Source organism: Rheinheimera sp., assembly GCF_030690345.1.
Classification (GTDB): domain Bacteria; phylum Pseudomonadota; class Gammaproteobacteria; order Enterobacterales; family Alteromonadaceae; genus Alishewanella.
This window is the reverse complement of sequence record NZ_JAUYGV010000008.1, coordinates 68,210-89,229: the sequence shown is the minus strand read 5'-3', so window position 1 is coordinate 89,229 and position 21,020 is coordinate 68,210. Positions and strand designations below refer to the sequence as shown.

Below are 21,020 nucleotides of genomic sequence, written 5' to 3'. Positions count from 1 at the left end.
GCTAGTTTTCCTCAGTATCTGCGGTTTCTTTGGCGCGGATAACCTGCAACTGCACTAAGCGGCGGCTGTTGGCTTTACTGACTTTAAAGGTTAAGCCTTCCAGTTCTATGCTTTCACCTTTTGCCGGCATATGGCCGAATGCGTGCAGCACTATACCACCGATGGTGTCGGCATCTTCTTCATCAAAGCGGGTATTAAACGACTCGTTGAACTCATCCAGCGGCGTTAAGGCACTCACCTGAAACACCCTTGAGGCCATTTTCTTGATATCGTTTTCTTCTTCATCGTCGTGCTCATCTTCAATTTCGCCGACAATTTGTTCGAGAATATCTTCAATGGTAACCAGACCGGACACGCCGCCGTACTCATCGACCACTATGGCCATATGGTAGCGTTTCTGGCGAAACTCTTTTAACAGCGCATCCACTCTTTTGCTCTCGGGGATGATCACCGCCGGGCGCAGTAAATCGCGCAGATGCCAGTCGTTGACGTTCGGATCCAGCGCATATTGCAGTAAGTCTTTTACCAGCAGGATGCCTTCGATATGGTCTTTGTCTTCATTTACCACCGGATAACGGCTGTGATTGTTTTCCATTAAAATGGGCAACATGTCGGCGACGGAGTCATCAATATCAATAGTGGCCATTTGCGAGCGTGGCACCATGATATCGCGGGCCCGCATGCTGGATACCTCAAGCACGCCCTGCAGCATACTCTTGGTGTCGGCATCAATCAGGCTGCGCACTTCGGCTTCGCTGATGATGTCCTGTAATTCTGAAATGTCCTGTGGTTCTGCACTGAAAATTCCGGCGATACGCTCTAACCAGGATTTACCGGCAGAACCGCGACTAGAGTGGGGGTTGTCGTCACTCATGGGTGAACTGTTGCTCCAAACAATTAAAAGAGTCTATTCGTTATCCAACAAATAGGGATTAGTAAAGCCAAGTTGTTGCAATATGGTCACTTCTTCAGCTTCCATTTGCTGTGCATCGTCGTCATTTATATGGTCAAAACCGAGTAAATGCAAGCTTCCGTGTACCACCATATGCGCCCAGTGTGCGCTTAAGCTTTTGCCCTGCTCAGCGGCCTCTGCCATTACCACCGGTGCACAAATAACTAAATCGCCCAACAGCGCCAGTTCAATACCCGGCGGACACTGAAACGGAAAGCTCAGTACATTGGTGGGTTTATCTTTGCCGCGGTAGTCAAAATTCAGCTGTTGGCTCTCGCTGTTATCAACAATACGCACGGTAACTTCGGCTTCTGCCTGAAACGGCAGGATGGCCGCGTCCAGCCATTGCTGCACTTGTTCAGTTGTCGGTAAATTGTCAGCTGTGCTGGCCAGCTGTAAATCGAGAATAATCGCCATTATTGCCCTTTGGCCGCGTTATCGGCTGCCAGTTTGGCCGCTTCAAAGGCTTCATAGGCCATGACAATACGCTGTACTATCGGGTGGCGCACTACGTCTTTGGCGGTAAAGTGGTTAAAGCTGATTTCTTCTACGTCGCTCAGTACATCAATGGCGTGTTTTAAGCCGGAATACTGGCCGCGCGGTAAATCTACCTGGGTAATGTCGCCGGTGATCACCGCTTTGGAGCTAAAGCCAATCCGCGTTAAGAACATTTTCATCTGTTCTACCGTGGTGTTTTGGCTTTCATCGAGAATAATAAAGGCATCGTTCAGCGTGCGGCCGCGCATATAGGCCAGCGGAGCAATTTCAATAATGCCGCGCTCAAGGTACTTTTCTACCTTTTCAAAGCCGAGCATTTCAAACAGAGCGTCGTACAAAGGCCGCAGATAAGGATCGACTTTTTGCGCTAAATCACCGGGTAAAAAGCCCAGTTTTTCACCGGCCTCTACCGCCGGGCGCGTTAACACAATACGCCGCACCAGATTACGTTCCAGCGCATCGACAGCACAGGCTACGGCTAAATAGGTTTTACCGGTACCGGCCGGGCCAATGCCAAAACAAACATCGTGGCTCAGCACATTGCCGACATAGGCCGCCTGGTTAGGGTTACGCGGTTTAATCAGGCCTTTTTTGGTTTTCAGGCTGAAATCACGCGGTTCATCACCTTGTTGTTGATACTGAATATCGTAGTTTTCACTTATCAGCAAATGCACCTGCTCCGGTGTCAGCTCTGAGGCCGGGGTGGCGGTGGCATCATACAGTTGTTGCAGCACATCCAGCGCGGCGGCAACGTTATCAGCCGGGCCGGCAATTTTTAACTGGTTGTCGCGATGGCTGATCTCAACCAACAACCGGCGCTCTACATGCTTTAAATTATCGTCGAACGGGCCGCATAACAGCGTTAACCGCCGGTTGTCCGCCCCTTCCAGGGTTAAGTCTGCAGTATGTAAAGATGTGCTCAAATGCCTGCCTCAGCGTAAAAGGGGGCTGCTATGCCCCCGGATTAATCAGGGTGTAAAGGTGGTTACGCCCAGTACATCGGGCGTGGCGTCGGCTTTTTGCCGTGCCAGAATTTGCTGCGGCGATATTTCACGGCGCAGGCCCATGTCGCGTTCGGTACGAATCAGCTCGCCGCGCAGTGAATTACTGAATACGTCGGTAATTTTCACATCGACAAAGCCACCAATCATATCCGGTGAACCTTCAAAATTAACCACGCGGTTGTTTTCGGTACGGCCGGTCAGCTCCATAATGCTTTTCTTCGACGGGCCTTCGACCAAAATACGCTGCTCGGTACCCAGCATACCACGGGCAATTTTCAGTGCCTGCTGGTTAATACGGTCTTGCAGGATATATAAACGCTGCTTTTTCGCCTCTTCACTGACATCATCCGGCAAGTCTGCCGCTGGTGTGCCAGGCCGCGCACTGTAAATAAAACTGAAGCTCATATCAAAATCGATAGCCTGGATCAGATCCATGGTGGCCTGAAAATCGGCATCGTCTTCGCCCGGGAAACCGATAATAAAGTCTGATGACATACTCAAATTCGGCCGGATTTTCTTCAGCTTACGAATTTGCGATTTATATTCCAGCGCCGTGTGGCCGCGCTTCATCAGGTTTAAAATACGGTCTGAGCCACTTTGTACCGGCAGGTGCAGGTGATCAACCAATTCCGGTACGTCGCGATACACTTCGATAATGTCGTCGGTAAATTCAACAGGGTGCGAGGTGGTGTAACGAATACGGTCAATACCGTCGATCGCCGCCACTAAACGCAGTAATTCGGAGAAATGACAGATAGTACCGTCGAATTTTTCACCGCGGTAGCCGTTAACGTTCTGCCCCAGCAGGTTAACTTCGCGTACGCCTTGCTCGGCTAACTGGGCAATTTCAAATAACACATCATCCAGCGGCCGGCTGACTTCTTCACCTCGGGTATAAGGCACCACGCAGAAGGTACAGTATTTAGAGCAGCCTTCCATTACCGAGACAAAGGCGGTTGGGCCATCGGCTTTGGGCTCCGGCAGGCGGTCGAATTTTTCAATTTCCGGGAAAGATACATCCACCACCGGTGATTTATTGCCGCGCACGGCGTTGATCATCTCCGGCAGGCGGTGCAGGGTTTGCGGGCCAAACACGATATCAACATAGGGCGCGCGCTCACGAATAGCGGCGCCTTCTTGTGAGGCAACACAGCCACCGACACCGATGACTAAATCCGGGTTCTTTTCCTTAAGCGGACGCCAACGCCCCAGCTGATGGAACACTTTCTCCTGTGCTTTTTCGCGGATAGAACAGGTGTTCAGCAGAATAACATCTGCCTCTTCTGCCTCTTCGGTCAGTGTAAAGCCATGAGTAGCATCCAGCAGGTCGGCCATTTTGGATGAATCGTATTCGTTCATCTGGCAGCCCCAGGTTTTAATGTGCAGTTTTTTGCCCATTGCGCGTTGTTACCTGTATTGTCACTTGGAAAAAAGGGAGCGTATTTTAGCCTGTTCGGGCCCGCGTTGCCAGCACTGCCGGAAAACGGCTATAACAGCCTTTGCCGGGTAGTGATATAGCCGGCGTAAAAAATAACCAGCACCCCGGCAAACCACGCCATAGTTACCGGCTCCTGCCAGAACAAATAGCCAAACAGGCCGGCAAAAATTACGCTGCTGTAAGTCCACATGCCGATATCACTGGCCGGCGCTACGGCGTAGGCGCGGGTCATCGCCAGTTGGCCAATCGCCGCCAGCACACCCATACCAATAAAGGCCAGCCAAACGTCGTTATTCAGTGGCTGCCAGTAAAACGGCAGCGGTATGGCAGACAAAATGGCGGTGAGCAGCGAAAAATAGAATACGATACGCACCGCAGGCTCGGTATCGGACATGTAGCGAATAGTAGTTTTGGTTACGGCCACTAACACCGCCGATACCAGTGCCACCAGCATAATGGCGTCAACAGTACCGGCGGTGCCGGGCAGTGCCAGCATTACGCCAACAAAACCCAGTGCTATGGCAAACAGTGTCAGGCGGCTGGGGCGCTCCTTTAACCAGAATCTGGCAATAATCGGCACAATGAAGGGCGATAGCAACAATACCAACATGCCCTGTGCCAGTGGCAAACGCGCCAGCACATAGAAAAAGCAGTACATCGAAATAAGCCCGGTTAAGGCGCGGCTAAGATGCAGGTACCAGCGTTGGGTTTTTAACAGGCTAAAGCCATGCTTATACAAAAACGGCAACATCAACAGCAGGGCAAAAAAGTTGCGGAAGAACACCACCTGTACTTCAGAGGCGGTGCCGCTGGTAAATTTAACAATAGCACCAATACCGGCGAAGCAGGCTTCGGCCAGCAGTAACAGCAAAGCCCCTTTGGCTAACGGCGACAGCATGGTATTCCGCGGGTAACAGGATAAGGCGGCCAGTATAGCAGAGCGGGCGCTGGCTGTGCCCTGTGAGCGCGGCAATTATCGCAGCCGGGCAACCGCCCGGCGTGCCGGTGTCATGCGCTGAGGTTTTCGCTGTGTAAAAACTGCAGTAATTCGTTAGCCGGCATTGGTTTGGCGAACAAATAGCCCTGGATCAGGTAGCATTGACGGCGCGAAAAGAATGCCAGTTGCTGCTCGGTTTCCACGCCTTCGGCCACGCAGTACATGCCAAGGCTGTTTGCCATACTCAGCATGGCATCAATAATGGTTTCATCACTGCTGTCGATGCCGATATCCTGGACAAAACTGCGGTCAATTTTAATGCCGTCAATCGGCAGCTCTTTTAAATATTTCAATGATGAGTAACCGGTGCCAAAGTCATCCAGCGCCAGTTGCACGCCAAGGTTGCTCAGCGCCAGCATGGTTTCTATCGCGCTTTGGTGATCGCGCATTAATGCACTTTCTGTCACTTCAAAGCGTAGACAGCTGGCCGGCAGCTGGTATTTACTCAGCAAAAAGCGCGTGTGCCCGGCCAGTGCCGGCTGCTCCAGATGCTGAGTGGATAAATTAATCGACAGATAAATCTGGTGGCCGTCTTCATGCCATTGCTTTAAGTCGCTAAGAGCGCGCTCCAGTAGCTGATGCGTCATATTAATGATTAACCGCAACTCTTCGGCCAGCGGAATAAACTCGGTTGGCGATATCATGCCATCGGAGCTGTTCCAGCGAAGTAACACCTCAGCGCCCACCACCTGGCGGGTTTGGCTGTTAACGATAGGCTGATAAAAGTTAACGAACTCATCGTTTTTCAGCGCCTGGCGCAGCCTGGTTTCCCGTGCCAACCGCATATGGGCTTTTTCGTTCATCTCGGCGGTAAAAAACTGATAGTTGTTGCGTCCGGCTTCCTTGGCGTGATACATGGCCACATCGGCATGTTTCAGCAGTTCCGCGGCGTTCAGTGCATCTTCCGGATATACTGCTATACCGATACTGGGCGAAACGCCAACGGTATGGGTACCAAATTGCATTGGCTCGCCAACAATCGCCAGCATTTTGCGCGCCACATGGCTGATATTATCTTCGGCTTTATAGCCTTCGAGCAGCACGACAAATTCATCGCCGCCAAGCCGGGCGACGGTATCGCTGTCACGCAGCGTCAGCGTCAGGCGCCGCGCCACTTCTTTTAGCAATAAGTCACCGATATCATGGCCAAGAGAGTCGTTAATTTGCTTAAACTTATCCAGGTCGATAAAGCACAGTGCCAACGAGCGTTTGTCACGTTTGGCCTGATCAATACCGTGGTAAATGCGGTCCATTAATAAAGCGCGGTTGGGCAGGCCGGTTAAGGCATCATAGTTGGCCAGGTAGCGCAGCTCATCTTCAGCCAGTTTTTGCGCGGTAATGTCGGTAAACACCAGCACATAAAAGGTGTGTTGCTGCTGCTCGCCAATGGCGCTGATATTGATCAGCGTAGGCCGTTCACGGCCATCCGGGGTAATCACCAGCTCTTCGCCTTGCCAGTGCTCGCCGGGAGTGAGTTCGCGCAGTAATTTGGTGTAAAAACGCCGCCGCACCAGGCTGATCCCCAAATGGTGAGTACGCGGCTGATCCAGATACTGCTCCATATTGCCAAAAGCGGCAGCAAAGGATTGGTTAGCAGCCACCACGCGTTGACGGTTGTCCAAAATAACCACCCAGTCACGGGTTTGCTGAAAGGCTTCACCAAATAGCCGCGCTTTTTCCATATTGGCTCGGGTTTCAGTGATATTGCTAAAGGTGCCGATAACTTTGGTCACTTTATTGCCGGAGTCGGTTGTAGTTGCTTTACCCAGATCGCGAAACCACAGCCATTGCCCGGCCTGGTGCTGCATACGGTAGGTGTAATCAAAGCCGGCATCCGGCTCTTGCAAAAAGCGCAGCCATTGGCTGGCAAAGCCGGCCCTGTCATCCGGATGGATCAGCGTCATGTGTTGTTGCATCGTCAGCGGGTTCATCTGCTCGCTGTAACCCAGCATAGTGTGAACTCTGGCAGCAAACAGCCGGTTATTGTCTGCGTTCCACTCCCAGGCGCCGCTGTTTACAGAGGTTAGCGCTTGTTTTAACCGCTGCTCACTTTGCTGCACGCGGTAATGTGCGGCGCGGACTTCTTTCAGTTGATGCCGCCGGAAGCGGTAAAATTTATAGCCGGTAAATAACACTAACAGCAAGTAAGCCGCTAAGGCCGGGTTAGACTGCCACAGTGGTGGATGAATACTAAGGTAGAGCACCGCCGGTTCACTTTCCCTGCCGCTGGCGGGCGATATCGCTACCACGTTGAACACATAGTCGCCATTATCCAACTGGGGAAATATAACGCTGTTATCGCGCTGTGCCGGATAGTGCACATTGTCGCTGCCCTCCAGCCAGAAGCGATAGCGCATTTTGTGCTGCTCACTGAAGTTCATGGAACTGAAACGCAAGGATACGCCTAAATCCTGATGCGAGAACTTAAAGGTGCGGCCGTTTAAGTTGGCATCTATAGCACTGAAGTCACCGGACAATATACTCAGGCCGGTAATCACCACTTTGGGCACTGTCGGCTTTTCCTGCAACAGCGCCGGATTAACCAAAGTAACGCCACGCATACTGCCATAGGCCATAGTGCCGTCAGTCAAAGTGCTGACTGCGCCGGCGTTATATTCATTGGTGTAGACACCATCTTCGCGGGTAAAAAACTCTATTTGTTGCAGCTGTGTGTCCAGCCTGGCAAGGCCGGCGTGTGAGGAAAACCAGATATCGCCGAAGCGGTCAGATTGCAAGCTGTATATGGCATCGGACAGTAAGTTATCTTTACTGTTAAACAGTGTGGATAAGCCAATTGAGTCGGGGTCAAAGCCAAGCAAACCAATGCCGGACATACCCACCCAGAGTGTGCCCTTGTTATCCTGCACGGCCGTATCGGCGATACGACCCAACTGTGGCTTGTAGTCGCTGACACGGTATAACAACCGGGTGATGTTGCCGGACGGCTGCCACAGCCAAATTTCATCCGGTTTGCTGAGCAATAAGCCGGCATGTTTGCCGGTTAGCTGGCCAATAATATTAATTTGCCCGCTGAGATTGATCTGCGCCGCTATATTGCTGCTGATATCATCAACCTTGCCCGTCGCCGGGGTGTAGCGTAAAAACTTGTCTTGATTGAAAAAGTAAAAATCTGCGCCGTAACGGTAATAATTGCTGCTCAGATGGTTAAAATACATTTTGTCATCATTGCTGACGCCGGGTAATGGCAGCTCTGTGCCGATTGCTGTGTCAAAGAGTTTCAGCCCCTGCGCAGTGGTTAGCCATAGTTGATTAGTATCGGCTGGATGAATATTGTAGATGGTACCACCGTGTTGCACAGCCTTTGGATCATTTGATACCAGGTACTGTTGCAGCTCTTTGCCCGGTAATTGCTTTTTATTCAGCCCGTTAGCGGTACCAATCCACAGCGTATCGTTATCATCAGCCAGCAGTGCAAACACCTTGTCGCTGCTTAATGACGCCGCGCTGCTATCTCGCCTGGTTAACTGGCGAAAAGCACTGCTGCGCGGATGCCAGTAAAAGGCGCCGTCATCACGCGAAGCCAGCCAATAGCCGCCGGCATTATCGGCTGCAATATCTAAAATGGTGTTTTCAAATAAGTTCAGGTTGGCATCACTTAGCCGCAGCAATCGCGTAATATCGCCGCTGGTGGAATTAAAGCGATACAAGCCGCTTTCTGTCGGTACCAGGGCGCCGTCGTCTTGCCATAATACTTTCCAGATGTTCAGCCCGGCTATTTCAAGCTTTGCACTGTAGGGTTGTTGCTGTTGTAAATAAGCCTGCATGGCGTCAAGCGCAATGCTGTATAAACCATCGACGGTACCAATCCACAGTTTATCTTGTTTAACATCCAGGAATTTAACGTGGGTATTGTCTGCATTAGCCTGCTCAACTGCGATATGCGGCAGGTAAGTGTGGTTGCCGTTTGTGGTATCAAGAGCAATAACGCCGTTAAAAGCGGCGATCAGCACATAGTGCTGATACACATAAAGTTGGCGCAGCCAGCCTTGCGGATAACCGGCGTCGGCAAGGTGAAATAAGGTTTCGCTGCTGCCGGTGTAGCGGTTAATACGCACTACAGTAGAGTTGGTGGCAGCTAGCAAATAGTCAGCGTTTTGTTGTACCAGAGCGGCAATAAATTGCGGTTGGCCGGTTTCGCTGTGGCGGATAGTGGCAAAGGGCGCCATTAAACCGGACAATGGCTGATAGCGATAGATATCGCCATAACCACTGGCGGCGTAGATCATGCGGTCAGAGTCGCGTAGTAACCTGGTAAAGTTAACTTCTTTTAAACCGGAGTCGGCACTGCCTACCTGAATTACCCTGTTGCCGTCAAAACGGTTCAGGCCACCAGCAGTGGCGATCCATAAAAAGCCGTCATCATCCAGCAGTAAATTGTTTACTGAACCCTGCGACAAACCCTGATCGGGGGTCAGCGGCCGTAGTAACGGAGCCGCAGGCAGGCAAAATGCTGTAAACAGCAAAAACAGAGCTGCGTAGCGCAAAAAATGCGGCAAAAAATTCACTGGAACTCCCGTTCGGTAGCTTTATCAATATTATCGGTGCTACACCTTGCGTGATGGCAAAACATATAACGAGAACACCAGCCTTGTCCAGCCTTCTGTCAGCGTTGATAAAGGCATATTCAGTTCGCCAGCCACCATGCTAATTGCAGCAAGCTGAAGCTGCCGGTCAGCAGCAGCAGATAAAGGTGCAAAAACGCCAACAACCGCAGACAGGCTTTAATATCGGCTGCGCCGGGCGGATGTTGCCCTGCGATGCGGCTGCGATTGTATTTGGTTTCACTATAATAGACCGGACCACCCAAATCACAATGCAGTGCGGCCGAACCGGCACACAACAGATAAAACGCCGGCAGGCTGAAACGGTAGCGCGCGGTTTTGCTGCGGCGGTAAAACCGCAGCACGCCGTGTTGCAGCGCTATAAGGCAGCTGCTCAACAACATGGGGATACTGCTCAGCAGCCTGGCGATAATTGCAGTGGGCTTGCCAAACAGCTGATAACCGGCAAGTTTGGGGTTCCATTGCTGTTGTAATTGTTGCAGCAAGCGGTAACCGATAGCGGCCAGGCCACCGCCGAGCAGGAAAAAACAGCCCACGCCAATCAGCTGCTTACTGCTTTGCAGCAGCAGATTTTCAATAACGGCTTTGCTCAGGCCCATTGCGGTCAGTTTGCTGCAGTTGCGCAGCAGCAGCGGCTGCGCCTGCTCTCTTGCCAGAGTTAGCTGATGGCTTTGCAAACTGTGATATACCTGCAGTGCCTGACTACGCCGGCTTTGCCAGTCCAGGCTGCAAAACAGCAATAGGGCATCCAGCACTAATGGCAATTCTGAAAATTGATACAGGCTGTATAACAATGCCATAGCCGGTAGCCAGCCGATCAACAGCGCCAGGCTGCCGGAAATATATTGTTGGCTTTTGGCGCGGCCGGGATCAGGGTTAACTTTATTGCCCAGGCTGCGGGCAAAGTAACGAAATGCGGTTAACGGGTGGTAGGCCATCGGTAACGGCAACAGCCGTGCTGCCAGCAGGGTAACCAGCAGCAACGGCGGATAGACGGCCAGCCCGTCCGGCCACGCCACGTTACAGTGTAACGCCGTGTAGACGGGTTAACAGCTCTGTGACCATAGCTGAGCTGTGTTTGGAGGCTACTTCCAAGTAAGCCTCAAAAGATTGCGGCGACTCTTTACCGGCAATGTCACTCAGGCTGCGGATCACCACAAAGGGGGTTTTCAACATATGACAGACCTGGGCAATGGCGGCACCTTCCATTTCAACTGCCAGCATGGTGGGGAATTGCTGGCGGATAACGGCGATGCGTGCCGGATCACAAATAAAGCTGTCGCCGGTGGCGATTAAGCCTTTTTTGGTCTGGCAAAAACCCAGCGCCTGTATGCTTTGCTCTGCAGCATTGACCAGCGCCGGGTGTGCACTAAAGGCTGCCGGCATTTGTGGCACCTGGCCCATTTCATAACCAAAGGCGGTCACGTCGACATCGTGATGGCGTACTTCAGTACTGATCACCACATCGCCGACATTCAGCTGCGGATCAAAGCCACCGGCTGAGCCGGTGTTAATGACTGCATCGGGTTTAAACTGCTGAATAAGTAAAGCCGTGGCCAGCGCCGATGCCACTTTACCAATGCCGGATTGCACCAGCACCACGGCCTGGCCTGCCAGCTTGCCGCTGTAAAACACATAGCCACCCAGTTCGGTGCTGTTAACATCTGTGATTTGTTGGCGCAGCAGCGCCACTTCCGGCTCCATGGCGCCGATAATACCGATTAATTGCATGCTGCAGTCTCTGTCATTACAAAGGCATTAGTATAAAACGCTATGCTGACAAAATCCCGCTTTTCATTGCGTTAGCCTTACGGCGCCAGCTTAATACTGCCGGCGGCCGTGTTTGCGGTAAGTTTACCTTGCTGATAGTCACTGATGGCTTGTTCGATCTCCGCTGTACTATTCATCACAAAGGGGCCGTACTGCACCACCGGCTCACCGATAGGTGCGGCAGCTAACAGCAGCACTTTAGTATCCTCAGTGGCAACCAGGGTTACACTATTGCCGTGTGTCAGCACACCGGCCTGATGCTGCGGCACTTTACGCTGCTCTTTGTCGTCCTGCACATAAATATCTGCGCTGTAAGGGTAAACAAAAGCGTTGTGCGTTACCGGCAATTCCAGCGTAACCCGGCTGCCGGCGCGCAGCTGCAGATCATAATATTGCGGATCTGTAGTGAGGCCACGGATCGGACCACCTTGCTGTATGCTGTCGGTTTGCAACAGGCCGGCGATCACTTTAGCACTGTTGCCCTCCGCTAATGTAACGTGCGGGATCAGCTCCGGGCGAATATCAACATAGGCGGCCGGCTGCATTTTTTCTGCCGCCGGTAAATTCAGCCACAGTTGAAATCCCTGCATCAGGCCTTGCTCCTGTTGCGGCATTTCGGAGTGAATAATGCCGCGCCCGGCGGTCATCCACTGCACGCCGCCGCTTTTCAGGTGGCCCTGGTTACCCAGGTGGTCTTGATGCAGCATATGGCCGTCCAGCATATAGGTCACGGTTTCAAAACCGCGGTGCGGGTGTGGCGGAAAGCCTTTGATATAGTCACCGGGCTGGTCTGAGCCAAAGAAATCCAACATCAGAAACGGGTCCAGCCGTGTTTGCGGCGTTTGCCCCAGGCTGCGCTTTATAGTGACCCCGGCGCCATCCGATGTTTGTATGGCGGGGATTAATCGTTGCAAGGTGCGTGCTGTCATCAGGTGCTCCCATTCAGGTTTTGGCTATTAAACTCCGTTTTAAATGAAAAGAAAATGGTATTATCCGCGCGCAATTTTTCTAAAAAATAGAACTGTAGCTGGTCTTGCCAGTTCAGGCAGCGTTAATACGCCCGGGTTAAGCTGGCCGTGTTTAAGCATAGTCAGTTGAAGTAACAACTACCTCAGAGCAACAACGGAGTCATAATAATGAAAAAATCACTGGTTTTAGCCGCAGTTATCGCGGCAGCATTTGCAAGTGGTGCCCAGGCTAATATTAACTGGGACTACGTCGGTGCCGGCTATACCGATGCAGGTGGCGATGGCCCTTACGTCGAAGGTTCTTACCGTTTGGACGGTAACTGGGTTGTGGACGCTACTTTCTCCCGTTTATCTAACGGCCCTTTTGATGTGAACTTTGTTCAGGCCGGTGTTAATTATCTTACTGGTTTTAAGTTGGATTTCTCACCTGCTACCCAAACCTATGTTTTGGCAGGTATTGAAAATGCGTCAGGCGATGCCGACGACACCGGTGGTTACGGCGGTATTGGTTTACGCCATCCGTTAACGCCGCAGGTAGAGCTGTACTCTGAAGCAACTTACCACTCTATTGGTGATGATCACGGCAGCTTAGCCGGTGGTATTGCATTTTACCTGAGCCCGGATTGGGCTATCCGTAGCAATATTGCGCTGAACAGCGGTGACACTAAAAACGAGTTCCGCTTTGGCGTGTCGTACCAGTTCTAAGCAAGCTTAATGGTAAAAAGAACAGCGCCTAAGGGCGCTGTTCGTGTTTCAGCAACCAGGCTTTTTTATCCAAACCGCCGGCATAGCCGGTTAGGGTGCCGTTAGCGCCGATAACGCGGTGGCAGGGCACCACTATTGCAATAGGGTTACGGCCATTGGCTGCGCCGACGGCGCGCACGGCCTTCACATTGCTGATGCCGCGGGCAATGTCGGCATAGCTGCAGGTTGTACCAAAGGGCACGGTGCACAGCGTACGCCATACTTGTTGCTGAAACGCGGTGCCTTGCGCTGCCAGCGGCAGATCAAAACGGTTCAGGCTGCCGGCAAAATAAGCGCTAAGCTGGGCAGCGGCGCTGTCGGTCAGCGCCGAGGGCTGCGATGGCTGTGCTGTGCCGGCAAATACTGTGCTGACAAAACTGATGCCGGTAATGCCGCTGTCTGAAGCGGTTATTTTTACCGGCCCCAGCGGGCTGTTGATAAACTGCATATACATAGTCAGTCTCCTAAACTAAACCATAACTGAAAGGTGGCGTAGCTGCGCCACGGCGCCAGGCTGCTGTTATCGGTGTCACGGCCGGTTTTAGCCAGCGCTTTTTGTACGCCCAGATCGCCGCCCAGCCAAATATCGCTGTCAGATAAACCACGCAATCTGGCGTAGTTAACGGTCCAGGGGCCGATGCCTTTTAACGCCAGCCATTGCTGCGGCTCTGCTTCCGGCTGCGCAATAACAAACTGTGCCAGTGCTTTTAACGTATCGCGTCTGGCATTGGGCACTTTAATCATCTGTAAGTCGCTGGACAGTAGTGCTTGCGGCGTGGGAAACAGTTTTTTATCTGTACCCAGTGTTTCGCCCAGCGCCTGTACCAGGCGATTTAATTGGGTTCTGGCGCCGGCGACACTGACTTGCTGGCCTAACACTGCCCGTACCCCGGCTTCCCAGCTGTCCCACAGTCCGGGAATGCGCAGACCGTTGATAATGCCACCGGCAAACAGCGGGCTGTCTGCCAGCTGTTGTTCAATTAACAGCATATTGGCGTCTAAATCCAGCAAACGGCGAATATGTTGTACCAGATTAAACAAGCCTTGTTTGCCGTGCCAATGCAGGCGCAACTTTAAACTGTTAGCACGCCACGGCGCCACATCGAACCAACCGGGCTGGCCGAGGTAACTAAAGCTGCGGCCGTATTGCTGTGCGTCTGCCCAATCTATGCCATCCAGGGTGCGCGCCTGCCAAAATTGCAGCATGCGCTGCCATGCCAGCGGCGGGCGGTAGCTCAGCTCCAGTTCAATGCAGTCATTTGTTGCCTTGCTGCGCCGGCGAATTGCCGTAGGGCTTAACTGCAGTTGCTGTTTAAACGCATCGTTAAAACGGCGCACGCTGTTAAAGCCGGCCTGAAACGCAATATCACTGACCGGCAGGGCGGTTTCATGCAGCAGCTTTTTGGCAAACAATACCTGCTGTGTTAATGCATATTGCTTGGGCGCTAAGCCGAGTTGTTGCTGAAATAACTTACGCAAATAGCGCTCGCTGATCCCCAGCCGTGTTGCCAGAGCGGCCTGGCTCTGTTGTTGTAATCCGCCTTCGTCAATCAGCCGTAATGCTCGTTGCAAGGTGGTTTGACTGCCTTGCCAGGCCGCAGAACCCGGCGCACTGTCCGGCCGGCAGCGCAGACAGGGACGGTAACCGGCGGCAACGGCAGCCGCAGCGCTGAAATAATAACTGACCTGATGTTCTGCCGGGGCTCTGGCCGGACAAACGGGCCGGCAATAAATGCCGGTACTTTTGACGGCGGTAAAAAACAGACCATCAAAGCGGGCGTCCCTTGCCAGGCGGGCTTGTTGGCAAACAGTGTTGTTAAGCATGGTGGTTCCGGTGACAACTGGGTATGAAGGCAGTATATCAACAGCGCCGGTAAAAACCGGCCGGATCCGGTACTGAATAGTAAATTTGTCTGCCGTTGGCGCCGGGCGTCTTGCTAAGCGCGGTATCAACGCTTAGTATCTGCGCTATAACACTTTGCCAGCGAGGCAGTCGCAGAACAGGAGTTCATATGTTAGAACGTTTTTTTATTCAGTTAAGTACTGAGCCGGACACCATCAGCTTTGAACAAAGCATCAGCTTAATTGACAGCTTGTATCAGTTTACGCCGGCAGCCTTTAAAAACGGTGATTTATACAACGACGCCGGTGAGAATAACGGCTCCTGTAAAATCCTTGCTTTTGGCCTGCTACATCAGTTGTCGGCGCCACAGACGTTGCATTTATTCGGCGATTATTACCGCGCTGTGCTTGATACTCCCAAAGGTACTGATCATCAGAATATCCGCAATTTTATCCGCAATGGCTGGGACGGTGTTGCCTTTGATACGCCGGCATTGACTGCCAAAGCGGCACCATAACAAGCCCGGTCGGCGAAGGTGAGTCAGATAAACAAAACGTAGCAGATTATCGCAGCTTAGCAGTAAAACAACGGCCGGCGCTTTGTTAACGCCGGGTGCTGTGCTATGTTGGCGCCAAAAGTGTTGTCAGTAAAACAACTGTCTCTTACTCATTTTTCAGGGTCCCGTATGCAAGAATCCAGTGTGCTTATCACCAACGATGCGGTGGTGTTGGGCTTAATGGCGGTTATTTTGGGCGCGGTGTTTTATACCAGCCATAGCGATAACCGTTACTGCAAAGCCTTCTACAAATTTGTCCCGGCGCTGTTGCTGTGTTACTTCATTCCGTCGCTGTTTAACAGTTTTGGCATTATCGATGGTGAAGGCTCATCACTGTATAAGATGGCGTCGCGGTATTTATTACCGGCCAGTTTAGTGTTGTTAACCCTGAGCGTAGATTTTAAAGCGATACTTGGCCTTGGCCCCAAAGCGCTGATTATGTTTTTAACCGGTACCCTGGGCATTATTATTGGCGGGCCTATAGCGCTGGTGAGCGTCGGGTATTTCTTCCCGCAGGAGCTGGGCGGCGACGTGTGGCGCGGCATGACCACCATTGCCGGCAGTTGGATTGGCGGCGGCGCTAATCAGGCGGCAATGAAAGAAGTGTTTGGCGTTGAAGGCAGCATTTTCTCAGTAATGATTACGGTTGATGTGCTGGTCGCGAATGTTTGGATGGCAGTATTGCTGTTTATTGCCAGCCGCGCCGAGTTCTTCGATCGCAAAAACGGCGCTGATACCAGCGGCATTGTAAATCTGCGCCGGAAAATTGAGCAGTACGAAGCCGACAATGCCCGCATCCCCAAGCTGAACGACCTGATGTTAATTATTGCGGTTGCTTTTGGTGTTACCGGTTTATCGCACGCGCTGGCAGATATTATCGCCCCCTGGATTGAGCAGGTTGCACCGCAGCTTGCGATGTACAGTTTAACCAGCAGCTTCTTTTGGTTGGTGGTTATTGCCACTACCGTGGGTTTATTTATGTCGACCACCAAAGTGCGTAAGCTTGAAGCGGTAGGTGCGTCTAAAGTGGGCTCGGCATTTTTGTACATATTAGTAGCCACTATTGGTATGCATATGGACGTAACGGCTATTCTGGATTATCCGCTGATGTTTTTAGTGGGTATTGTCTGGATGCTGGTGCATGCCGGTTTGTTGCTGTTGGTGGCGAAACTGATTAAAGCGCCAATGTTTTATATGGCAGTTGGCAGCCAGGCTAACGTAGGCGGTGCGGCATCGGCACCGGTAGTGGCGGCAGCGTTTCATCCGTCGCTGGCGCCGGTGGGGGTGTTACTGGCGGTGCTGGGGTATGGTCTGGGTACCTATGGTGCCTATATCTGTGGTTTAATTTTGCAGCAAGTTGCGCCTTAACGACGCGCGAAAAGGGAATTCTGTATGACAAAGTTTGATGTAGAAATTCGCCACTGGATCCTGATCGTTGCGCTGTTATTAGCGCTGTACGCCAGTTATTTACTGGTGGCGCCCTATGTTGGCGCCATAGTGCTGGCCTTTGTTTTGTCCTTACTGTGTTTCCCGGTACACCAATATATTGAGCAAAAACTGCCCGGCCGGCCTAATCTGGTCGCCAGCATTTCCTGCTTGTTGTTGGTTGTGGTGATCCTGGTACCGGCCTCTCTGGTGTTTATGGCGATAGTGCAGCAAGGGGTGTCTTTTACCAAACAGAGCTATAACTGGTTAAGTGAGGGCGGCGCTGAGAAGTTGTTGCAACATCCGTTTGTGCAAAGTGCGCTGGACAGAATTAACCGGATATTGCCGACAGAACAAATCAGTGGCGAGAGCATAGTGCAGTACCTGACTGACTTTGCCGCCGGCTTTGGTAAAGAACTGCTGAACCTCAGTACCAAGGTGCTCGGCGATGTTACCGGGCTGATTTTTGGTTTTGTGCTGATGTTGTTTATTCTGTTCTTTTTGCTGCGTGACCACGACAAAATTGTTGATACCCTGCATTGGGTATTACCGCTGTCACGCTCGCAGGAAGAGGCGCTGTTAACAGAGGCCAAGCTGGTTACCCGCTCTGCCGTAATGGGCTCATTTTTAACGGCTATTGCCCAGGGCTTTGCCGGCGGTATCGCCATGGCGATAGTCGGCCTGCCCGGTTTGTTCTGGGGTACCATGATGGCGTTTGCGTCTTTTATTCCGGCAGTAGGCACGGCACTGATTTGGATACCGGCCAGTTTGTATCTGCTGCTGACCGGCGATTGGCCCTGGGCAGTGTTTATGGCACTGTGGGGCGCGGTAGTGGTAGGCTCTATTGATAACATACTGCGGCCGATACTGATGCAGGGCAGTTCGGGCATGAACACCTTACTGATTTTCCTGTCGTTAATTGGCGGTATTCAGCTGTTTGGTTTAATTGGCTTAATTTACGGACCTATTATTTTTGCCCTGACACTGGTGCTTCTGCGGTTATACACCATTGAGTTCAGAGACTTTTTGGAAATGCAGGATAAAAACTAACCTTAGGTAGCTTCAAGAACCGTCTTACCCACACCAACACGCCGTGAATACGTCCCTGTAGGCTCGATTCAGGCATCCATGCCTTCAACGGTTGGTTTAGGGTAAGTCGGTTCTTAAATCAGGTATTCAACTCTCACACCACTAAATCAATCTGTTGCAGCAACAGCGGTTTGGCATCCTGAGTAAACGCCAGGCCGCTGCGTTGTATCTCGCCCAGCGGCTGATGACTCTGGCTCAGTAACGGCATCGGTGTGGCGGCAGAACTTAGCGAAAATGCTCCCAGCCTGGCTTCTGTCATACTCAGTAACTGTTGTTTTGGCCGCCAGAGGTACAGGTACTGCCAGATATCATCGGCGGGATCGATAAAGCCGTTACCGTTGTCATCAAACTCCGCCAGCTCAGCAAAGCCGTGGCCGCTTTGCGGGCCAAACAGCTCAGTGCCGTTATTTATCTGTTTATCCTGATTGCGATCCGCGGCCAAATAATACTGCTGCGCCGCTAACTGCGGCAGTTTTACCTTGTTGCCGTCATTGTGTAAATCAAACGCTGTACCGGCGTTATCAAGCTGCACCGGCTTGCCTGACAAACTGACCACCAACGGGTCTTGCAGTTGCTGCTCTGTATAGCTGTAACGCGCCCAACTTACCACCATACTAAATTCAAACGCAAAGCTGATGGTTTCACCACTGTTTAGCGTCAGCTCGCCGCTGAAATTGGCCTGCACCGCCTGATACCCCAGCTCCCATTGCTCAGTTGCCAGCACCTGGCTTGCCTCACCTTGCCGGCTTTGGCTGCCACCCAACCAAACAGATTGCGCAGATACGGCAGCGCTAAAACTAAAGCTGTCGACCTCTTTTGCCGCAAACTCAGCCTGCAAAGGTTTGTCGAGCCACGCATCGTTGTGGGCACTAAGCTGCGCCAGAATGCGCTTTACCATGCCAACGGTTTGAAAGGCATTAAACACCTGATCATCGTCAGTGGTCTGCGCCGGCTGCGGTTGTGCTGTGGTGCCGTTGGCAGCCGGTGCTGCGGTATTGGCTGCAACAGGCATTGCTGCAATAGTGGCAGGGCGGGGTTCGGTAGTAGCTTTGCTTAGTAACTGCTGTTTGCGACCATAAGCAACGGTTTTTTGTTCGGCAACCGCAAACTGTTGCGAAGCTGATGTAATGTGCATCATAGGCTCCACAAGGTTTTTCTGTTATCAGCTTATCGGCAGCGATAAATTAAACTTGAACAAAAAATGTACAATTATTCCGGTTTATACGCAGGCCGCTGTTCTGGCACTGCTACCTGTTGTTAGTTAGTGGCGATAGATAATTTTTACCGGCTGGTTGCCTAAAAATGCTTCTATTACTGTCTGCGTGGCTGTATCAACAATACCAACACTGTTATCCATAATGATGGCGAAACGGCCAAAGCCCTGTTCAAAAGAGTACTGCAGCTGATTTAAATTGCAGAGCATGCCACAGCACGGCAGCGCCAGATTTTGCATGGCGAAACTGTTATGCACAGCGTTGTAGTCTGCCTCCATCAGGCTATGCCATTGCGCTACGCTAAGTTCTGTTTGGCAGGCGGGGCAATGAATATGTTCAAAATTGCCGCCGCAGTCGTAATAACGTATTTCGTCCGTGCAGGTAACGTCTATATGTTCAACCGCCGGAAACAGGCCGGCGATAAACTGTTTAGTGGCGGCGATAATGTCCGCGTTTGGCTGTTGTTGCGGGTCCCGCAGCAGAATAATAATTTCATGTTCGCTCATCATCGCTCCTGCAGGGGTTAATTAGCTGGTAATGGCGTGCCAACAGGTAACAGCGTTAGCTGCAGCACATTGTCTTGCCGGCTGAGTGCCAGCGGTAAGGTATAGTTAGGAAAGCGCAAGCCAAATACCGCACCTTGTTGTAACAAGCTCTGCAGTTGCTCCGTTATGGCGGAGCTGAAACGGGCACAGCCTTGCGCGTCAACCCGGCCTTCGAACGGTAAAGGGGTTCTGTCTGCCAGCGTCAGATAGGCGGCCATACGCCAGTGTGAATTGATACCGAGGTTGTAAGTTGCCCCATGCTGTTGGCTAAGGTCTAAACCACAGGCCTGCAGGCCTAATTGTGTGTCGCCTGACGTGGGCAGGGCTATTTTCTGCTGCCGTTGTTGTGCCAAAAACTTGCCCCATGCCAGCCGGCGAATGGCGGCATCCAACGAAACAGGGGGATATTTTTCCTGCTGTTTTAGCGCATCAAAACGGGCAATACCCTGCTCCAGCACTAATATGTCGTCTTCGTACTTAAGCTGATCTTCAAGCAGACGGTAAGCCGGAACTTTGGCTTGTTCCATCCCGGCTAAAGCCGCTTTTTCATAATATGCCAGCGCCAGAGCTTTATCCGCTTCAGCCCCCAGGCCTTTGTCTGCCATAGTGGCCAGATGATAGTTTGCTACAGCAATATTGCGCTGTGCACCTTGTAAAAATGCGGCCTGAGCGCCGCTGTAGTCTTTTTCGTTCAGCAGCAGTGCGCCATAGTTTGTCCAGGCTGTGCCCTGATCTGCCGCCATGCCGCGTTCCAGCCAATGCACTGCTTGCTGGCGCAACTGTGCCATATCGAACTGTTCTCTTTCGCTGCCGTAAGTTTGTAAAGCTATTAAATAGGCACGCAAGTATTCGCGAGATGCTTTGTCCAGAAACAAACTATCTTGCTCCAACTCATAGGCTTGGCCAAAGTAACTACCGGCCCGCTGTGCGGCCTCTATGGTGGGCGCCAGATTAAATATGGACGTAGGGTCTGCCGGGCTGTGTGCCAGCCCCAGGTTGTATAAGGTGGGTAATTTAAGGCCACCAGCCAGGGCTTCTTCAAGCAAGCTGATTGCTTCGGTTTTTCTGCCGTTGTGCAGTGCCATATTGCCAAGGTTGTGGCTGGCGCGGGCAGAGCCTAAAGCTCTGGCCTGCTGATAGTATTGGCTGGCAGTGACGGGGTTTGCTGTAACGCCGCGGCCGAGATCGTAAGCTTTACCGAGTAAAAATAATGCTTCAGCATTGTTTTCGCTGGCTTGCTGCTGTGCTTGTTGCAAGAAGGTGTCATATTGCTGTTGTTCAAACAGCTGTTCCAACGCTGATAGTTCCGCTTTTACCGCGCGGCTTAGGAGCAGGGCCAGCAATATAGTTACAACAGAAAGTGTTTTAGCAGAGGCAGAGAGTAACTTCATAAC

18 protein-coding genes are annotated in these 21,020 nt (G+C 51.9%); 4 read left to right on the top strand and 14 right to left on the bottom strand.

Annotated elements, in window-relative coordinates; genetic code table 11:
- Position 1: 1 nt before the first annotated feature.
- The 9 genes from Q8O77_RS15375 to Q8O77_RS15335 form a co-directional block, all read right to left on the bottom strand.
- Positions 2 to 874, bottom strand: coding sequence for an HlyC/CorC family transporter (locus Q8O77_RS15375; RefSeq protein ID WP_305555089.1), 873 nt, complete (start codon positions 872 to 874; stop codon positions 2 to 4).
- 33 nt (positions 875 to 907) lie between these two features.
- Entirely contained in the window at positions 908 to 1,369 is a 462-nt protein-coding gene (gene ybeY / locus Q8O77_RS15370) for an rRNA maturation RNase YbeY (protein ID WP_305555086.1), read from the bottom strand.
- Positions 1,369 to 2,373, bottom strand: a complete 1,005-nt coding sequence (locus tag Q8O77_RS15365; RefSeq protein WP_305555083.1) for a PhoH family protein — start codon at positions 2,371 to 2,373, stop codon at positions 1,369 to 1,371. The genes ybeY and Q8O77_RS15365 overlap by 1 nt, the downstream gene beginning before the upstream one ends.
- A gap of 45 nt (positions 2,374 to 2,418) precedes the next feature.
- Entirely contained in the window at positions 2,419 to 3,852 is a 1,434-nt protein-coding gene (miaB, locus tag Q8O77_RS15360; RefSeq protein WP_305555080.1) for a tRNA (N6-isopentenyl adenosine(37)-C2)-methylthiotransferase MiaB, read from the bottom strand.
- Between the two features lie 89 nt (positions 3,853 to 3,941).
- A complete protein-coding gene (locus tag Q8O77_RS15355) occupies positions 3,942 to 4,790 on the bottom strand; it encodes a DMT family transporter (protein WP_305555077.1) in 849 nt (282 codons plus the stop codon).
- Positions 4,791 to 4,900: 110 nt separating this feature from the next.
- Positions 4,901 to 9,415 carry an EAL domain-containing protein gene (locus tag Q8O77_RS15350; RefSeq protein WP_305555074.1) on the bottom strand — a complete coding sequence of 1,505 codons (4,515 nt, stop codon included), beginning with the start codon at positions 9,413 to 9,415 and terminating at the stop codon, positions 4,901 to 4,903.
- A 119-nt stretch (positions 9,416 to 9,534) separates the two neighbouring features.
- Positions 9,535 to 10,491, bottom strand: coding sequence for a cobalamin biosynthesis protein (locus Q8O77_RS15345; protein ID WP_305555071.1), 957 nt, complete (start codon positions 10,489 to 10,491; stop codon positions 9,535 to 9,537).
- A 1-nt stretch (position 10,492) separates the two neighbouring features.
- Positions 10,493 to 11,203, bottom strand: a complete 711-nt coding sequence (mtnN, locus tag Q8O77_RS15340) for a 5'-methylthioadenosine/S-adenosylhomocysteine nucleosidase (RefSeq protein ID WP_305555068.1) — start codon at positions 11,201 to 11,203, stop codon at positions 10,493 to 10,495.
- Positions 11,204 to 11,280: 77 nt separating this feature from the next.
- Complete coding sequence (locus tag Q8O77_RS15335) at positions 11,281 to 12,171, bottom strand: pirin family protein (protein ID WP_305555065.1); 891 nt, start codon at positions 12,169 to 12,171, stop codon at positions 11,281 to 11,283.
- A gap of 207 nt (positions 12,172 to 12,378) precedes the next feature.
- Between Q8O77_RS15335 and Q8O77_RS15330 the strand changes: the two genes are divergently transcribed.
- Positions 12,379 to 12,915, top strand: coding sequence for an outer membrane beta-barrel protein (locus tag Q8O77_RS15330; protein ID WP_305555062.1), 537 nt, complete (start codon positions 12,379 to 12,381; stop codon positions 12,913 to 12,915).
- Positions 12,916 to 12,943: 28 nt separating this feature from the next.
- On the opposite strand, the gene Q8O77_RS15325 is transcribed toward Q8O77_RS15330, so the two are convergent.
- On the bottom strand, positions 12,944 to 13,408 hold the full coding sequence (locus tag Q8O77_RS15325) for a methylated-DNA--[protein]-cysteine S-methyltransferase (protein ID WP_305555059.1): 465 nt from the start codon (positions 13,406 to 13,408) through the stop codon (positions 12,944 to 12,946).
- 2 nt (positions 13,409 to 13,410) lie between these two features.
- Positions 13,411 to 14,778: an AlkA N-terminal domain-containing protein gene (locus tag Q8O77_RS15320; RefSeq protein WP_305555056.1), complete on the bottom strand. Its 1,368-nt coding sequence runs from the start codon at positions 14,776 to 14,778 to the stop codon at positions 13,411 to 13,413.
- A 188-nt stretch (positions 14,779 to 14,966) separates the two neighbouring features.
- Between Q8O77_RS15320 and Q8O77_RS15315 the strand changes: the two genes are divergently transcribed.
- The 3 genes from Q8O77_RS15315 (at position 14,967) to Q8O77_RS15305 (ending at position 17,828) form a co-directional block, all read left to right on the top strand.
- Complete coding sequence (locus Q8O77_RS15315; protein ID WP_305555053.1) at positions 14,967 to 15,314, top strand: HopJ type III effector protein; 348 nt, start codon at positions 14,967 to 14,969, stop codon at positions 15,312 to 15,314.
- Positions 15,315 to 15,482: 168 nt separating this feature from the next.
- Complete coding sequence (locus tag Q8O77_RS15310) at positions 15,483 to 16,721, top strand: DUF819 domain-containing protein (RefSeq protein ID WP_305555050.1); 1,239 nt, start codon at positions 15,483 to 15,485, stop codon at positions 16,719 to 16,721.
- Between the two features lie 24 nt (positions 16,722 to 16,745).
- Complete coding sequence (locus Q8O77_RS15305; RefSeq protein ID WP_305555047.1) at positions 16,746 to 17,828, top strand: AI-2E family transporter; 1,083 nt, start codon at positions 16,746 to 16,748, stop codon at positions 17,826 to 17,828.
- A gap of 133 nt (positions 17,829 to 17,961) precedes the next feature.
- On the opposite strand, the gene Q8O77_RS15300 is transcribed toward Q8O77_RS15305, so the two are convergent.
- The 3 genes from Q8O77_RS15300 to Q8O77_RS15290 form a co-directional block, all read right to left on the bottom strand.
- Positions 17,962 to 19,005 (bottom strand): hypothetical protein, encoded by a 1,044-nt coding sequence (locus Q8O77_RS15300; protein ID WP_305555044.1) that lies wholly within the window; start codon positions 19,003 to 19,005, stop codon positions 17,962 to 17,964.
- A gap of 123 nt (positions 19,006 to 19,128) precedes the next feature.
- On the bottom strand, positions 19,129 to 19,587 hold the full coding sequence (locus Q8O77_RS15295; RefSeq protein WP_305555041.1) for a hypothetical protein: 459 nt from the start codon (positions 19,585 to 19,587) through the stop codon (positions 19,129 to 19,131).
- Between the two features lie 17 nt (positions 19,588 to 19,604).
- Entirely contained in the window at positions 19,605 to 21,017 is a 1,413-nt protein-coding gene (locus Q8O77_RS15290; RefSeq protein WP_305555038.1) for a tetratricopeptide repeat protein, read from the bottom strand.
- Positions 21,018 to 21,020: the final 3 nt, after the last annotated feature.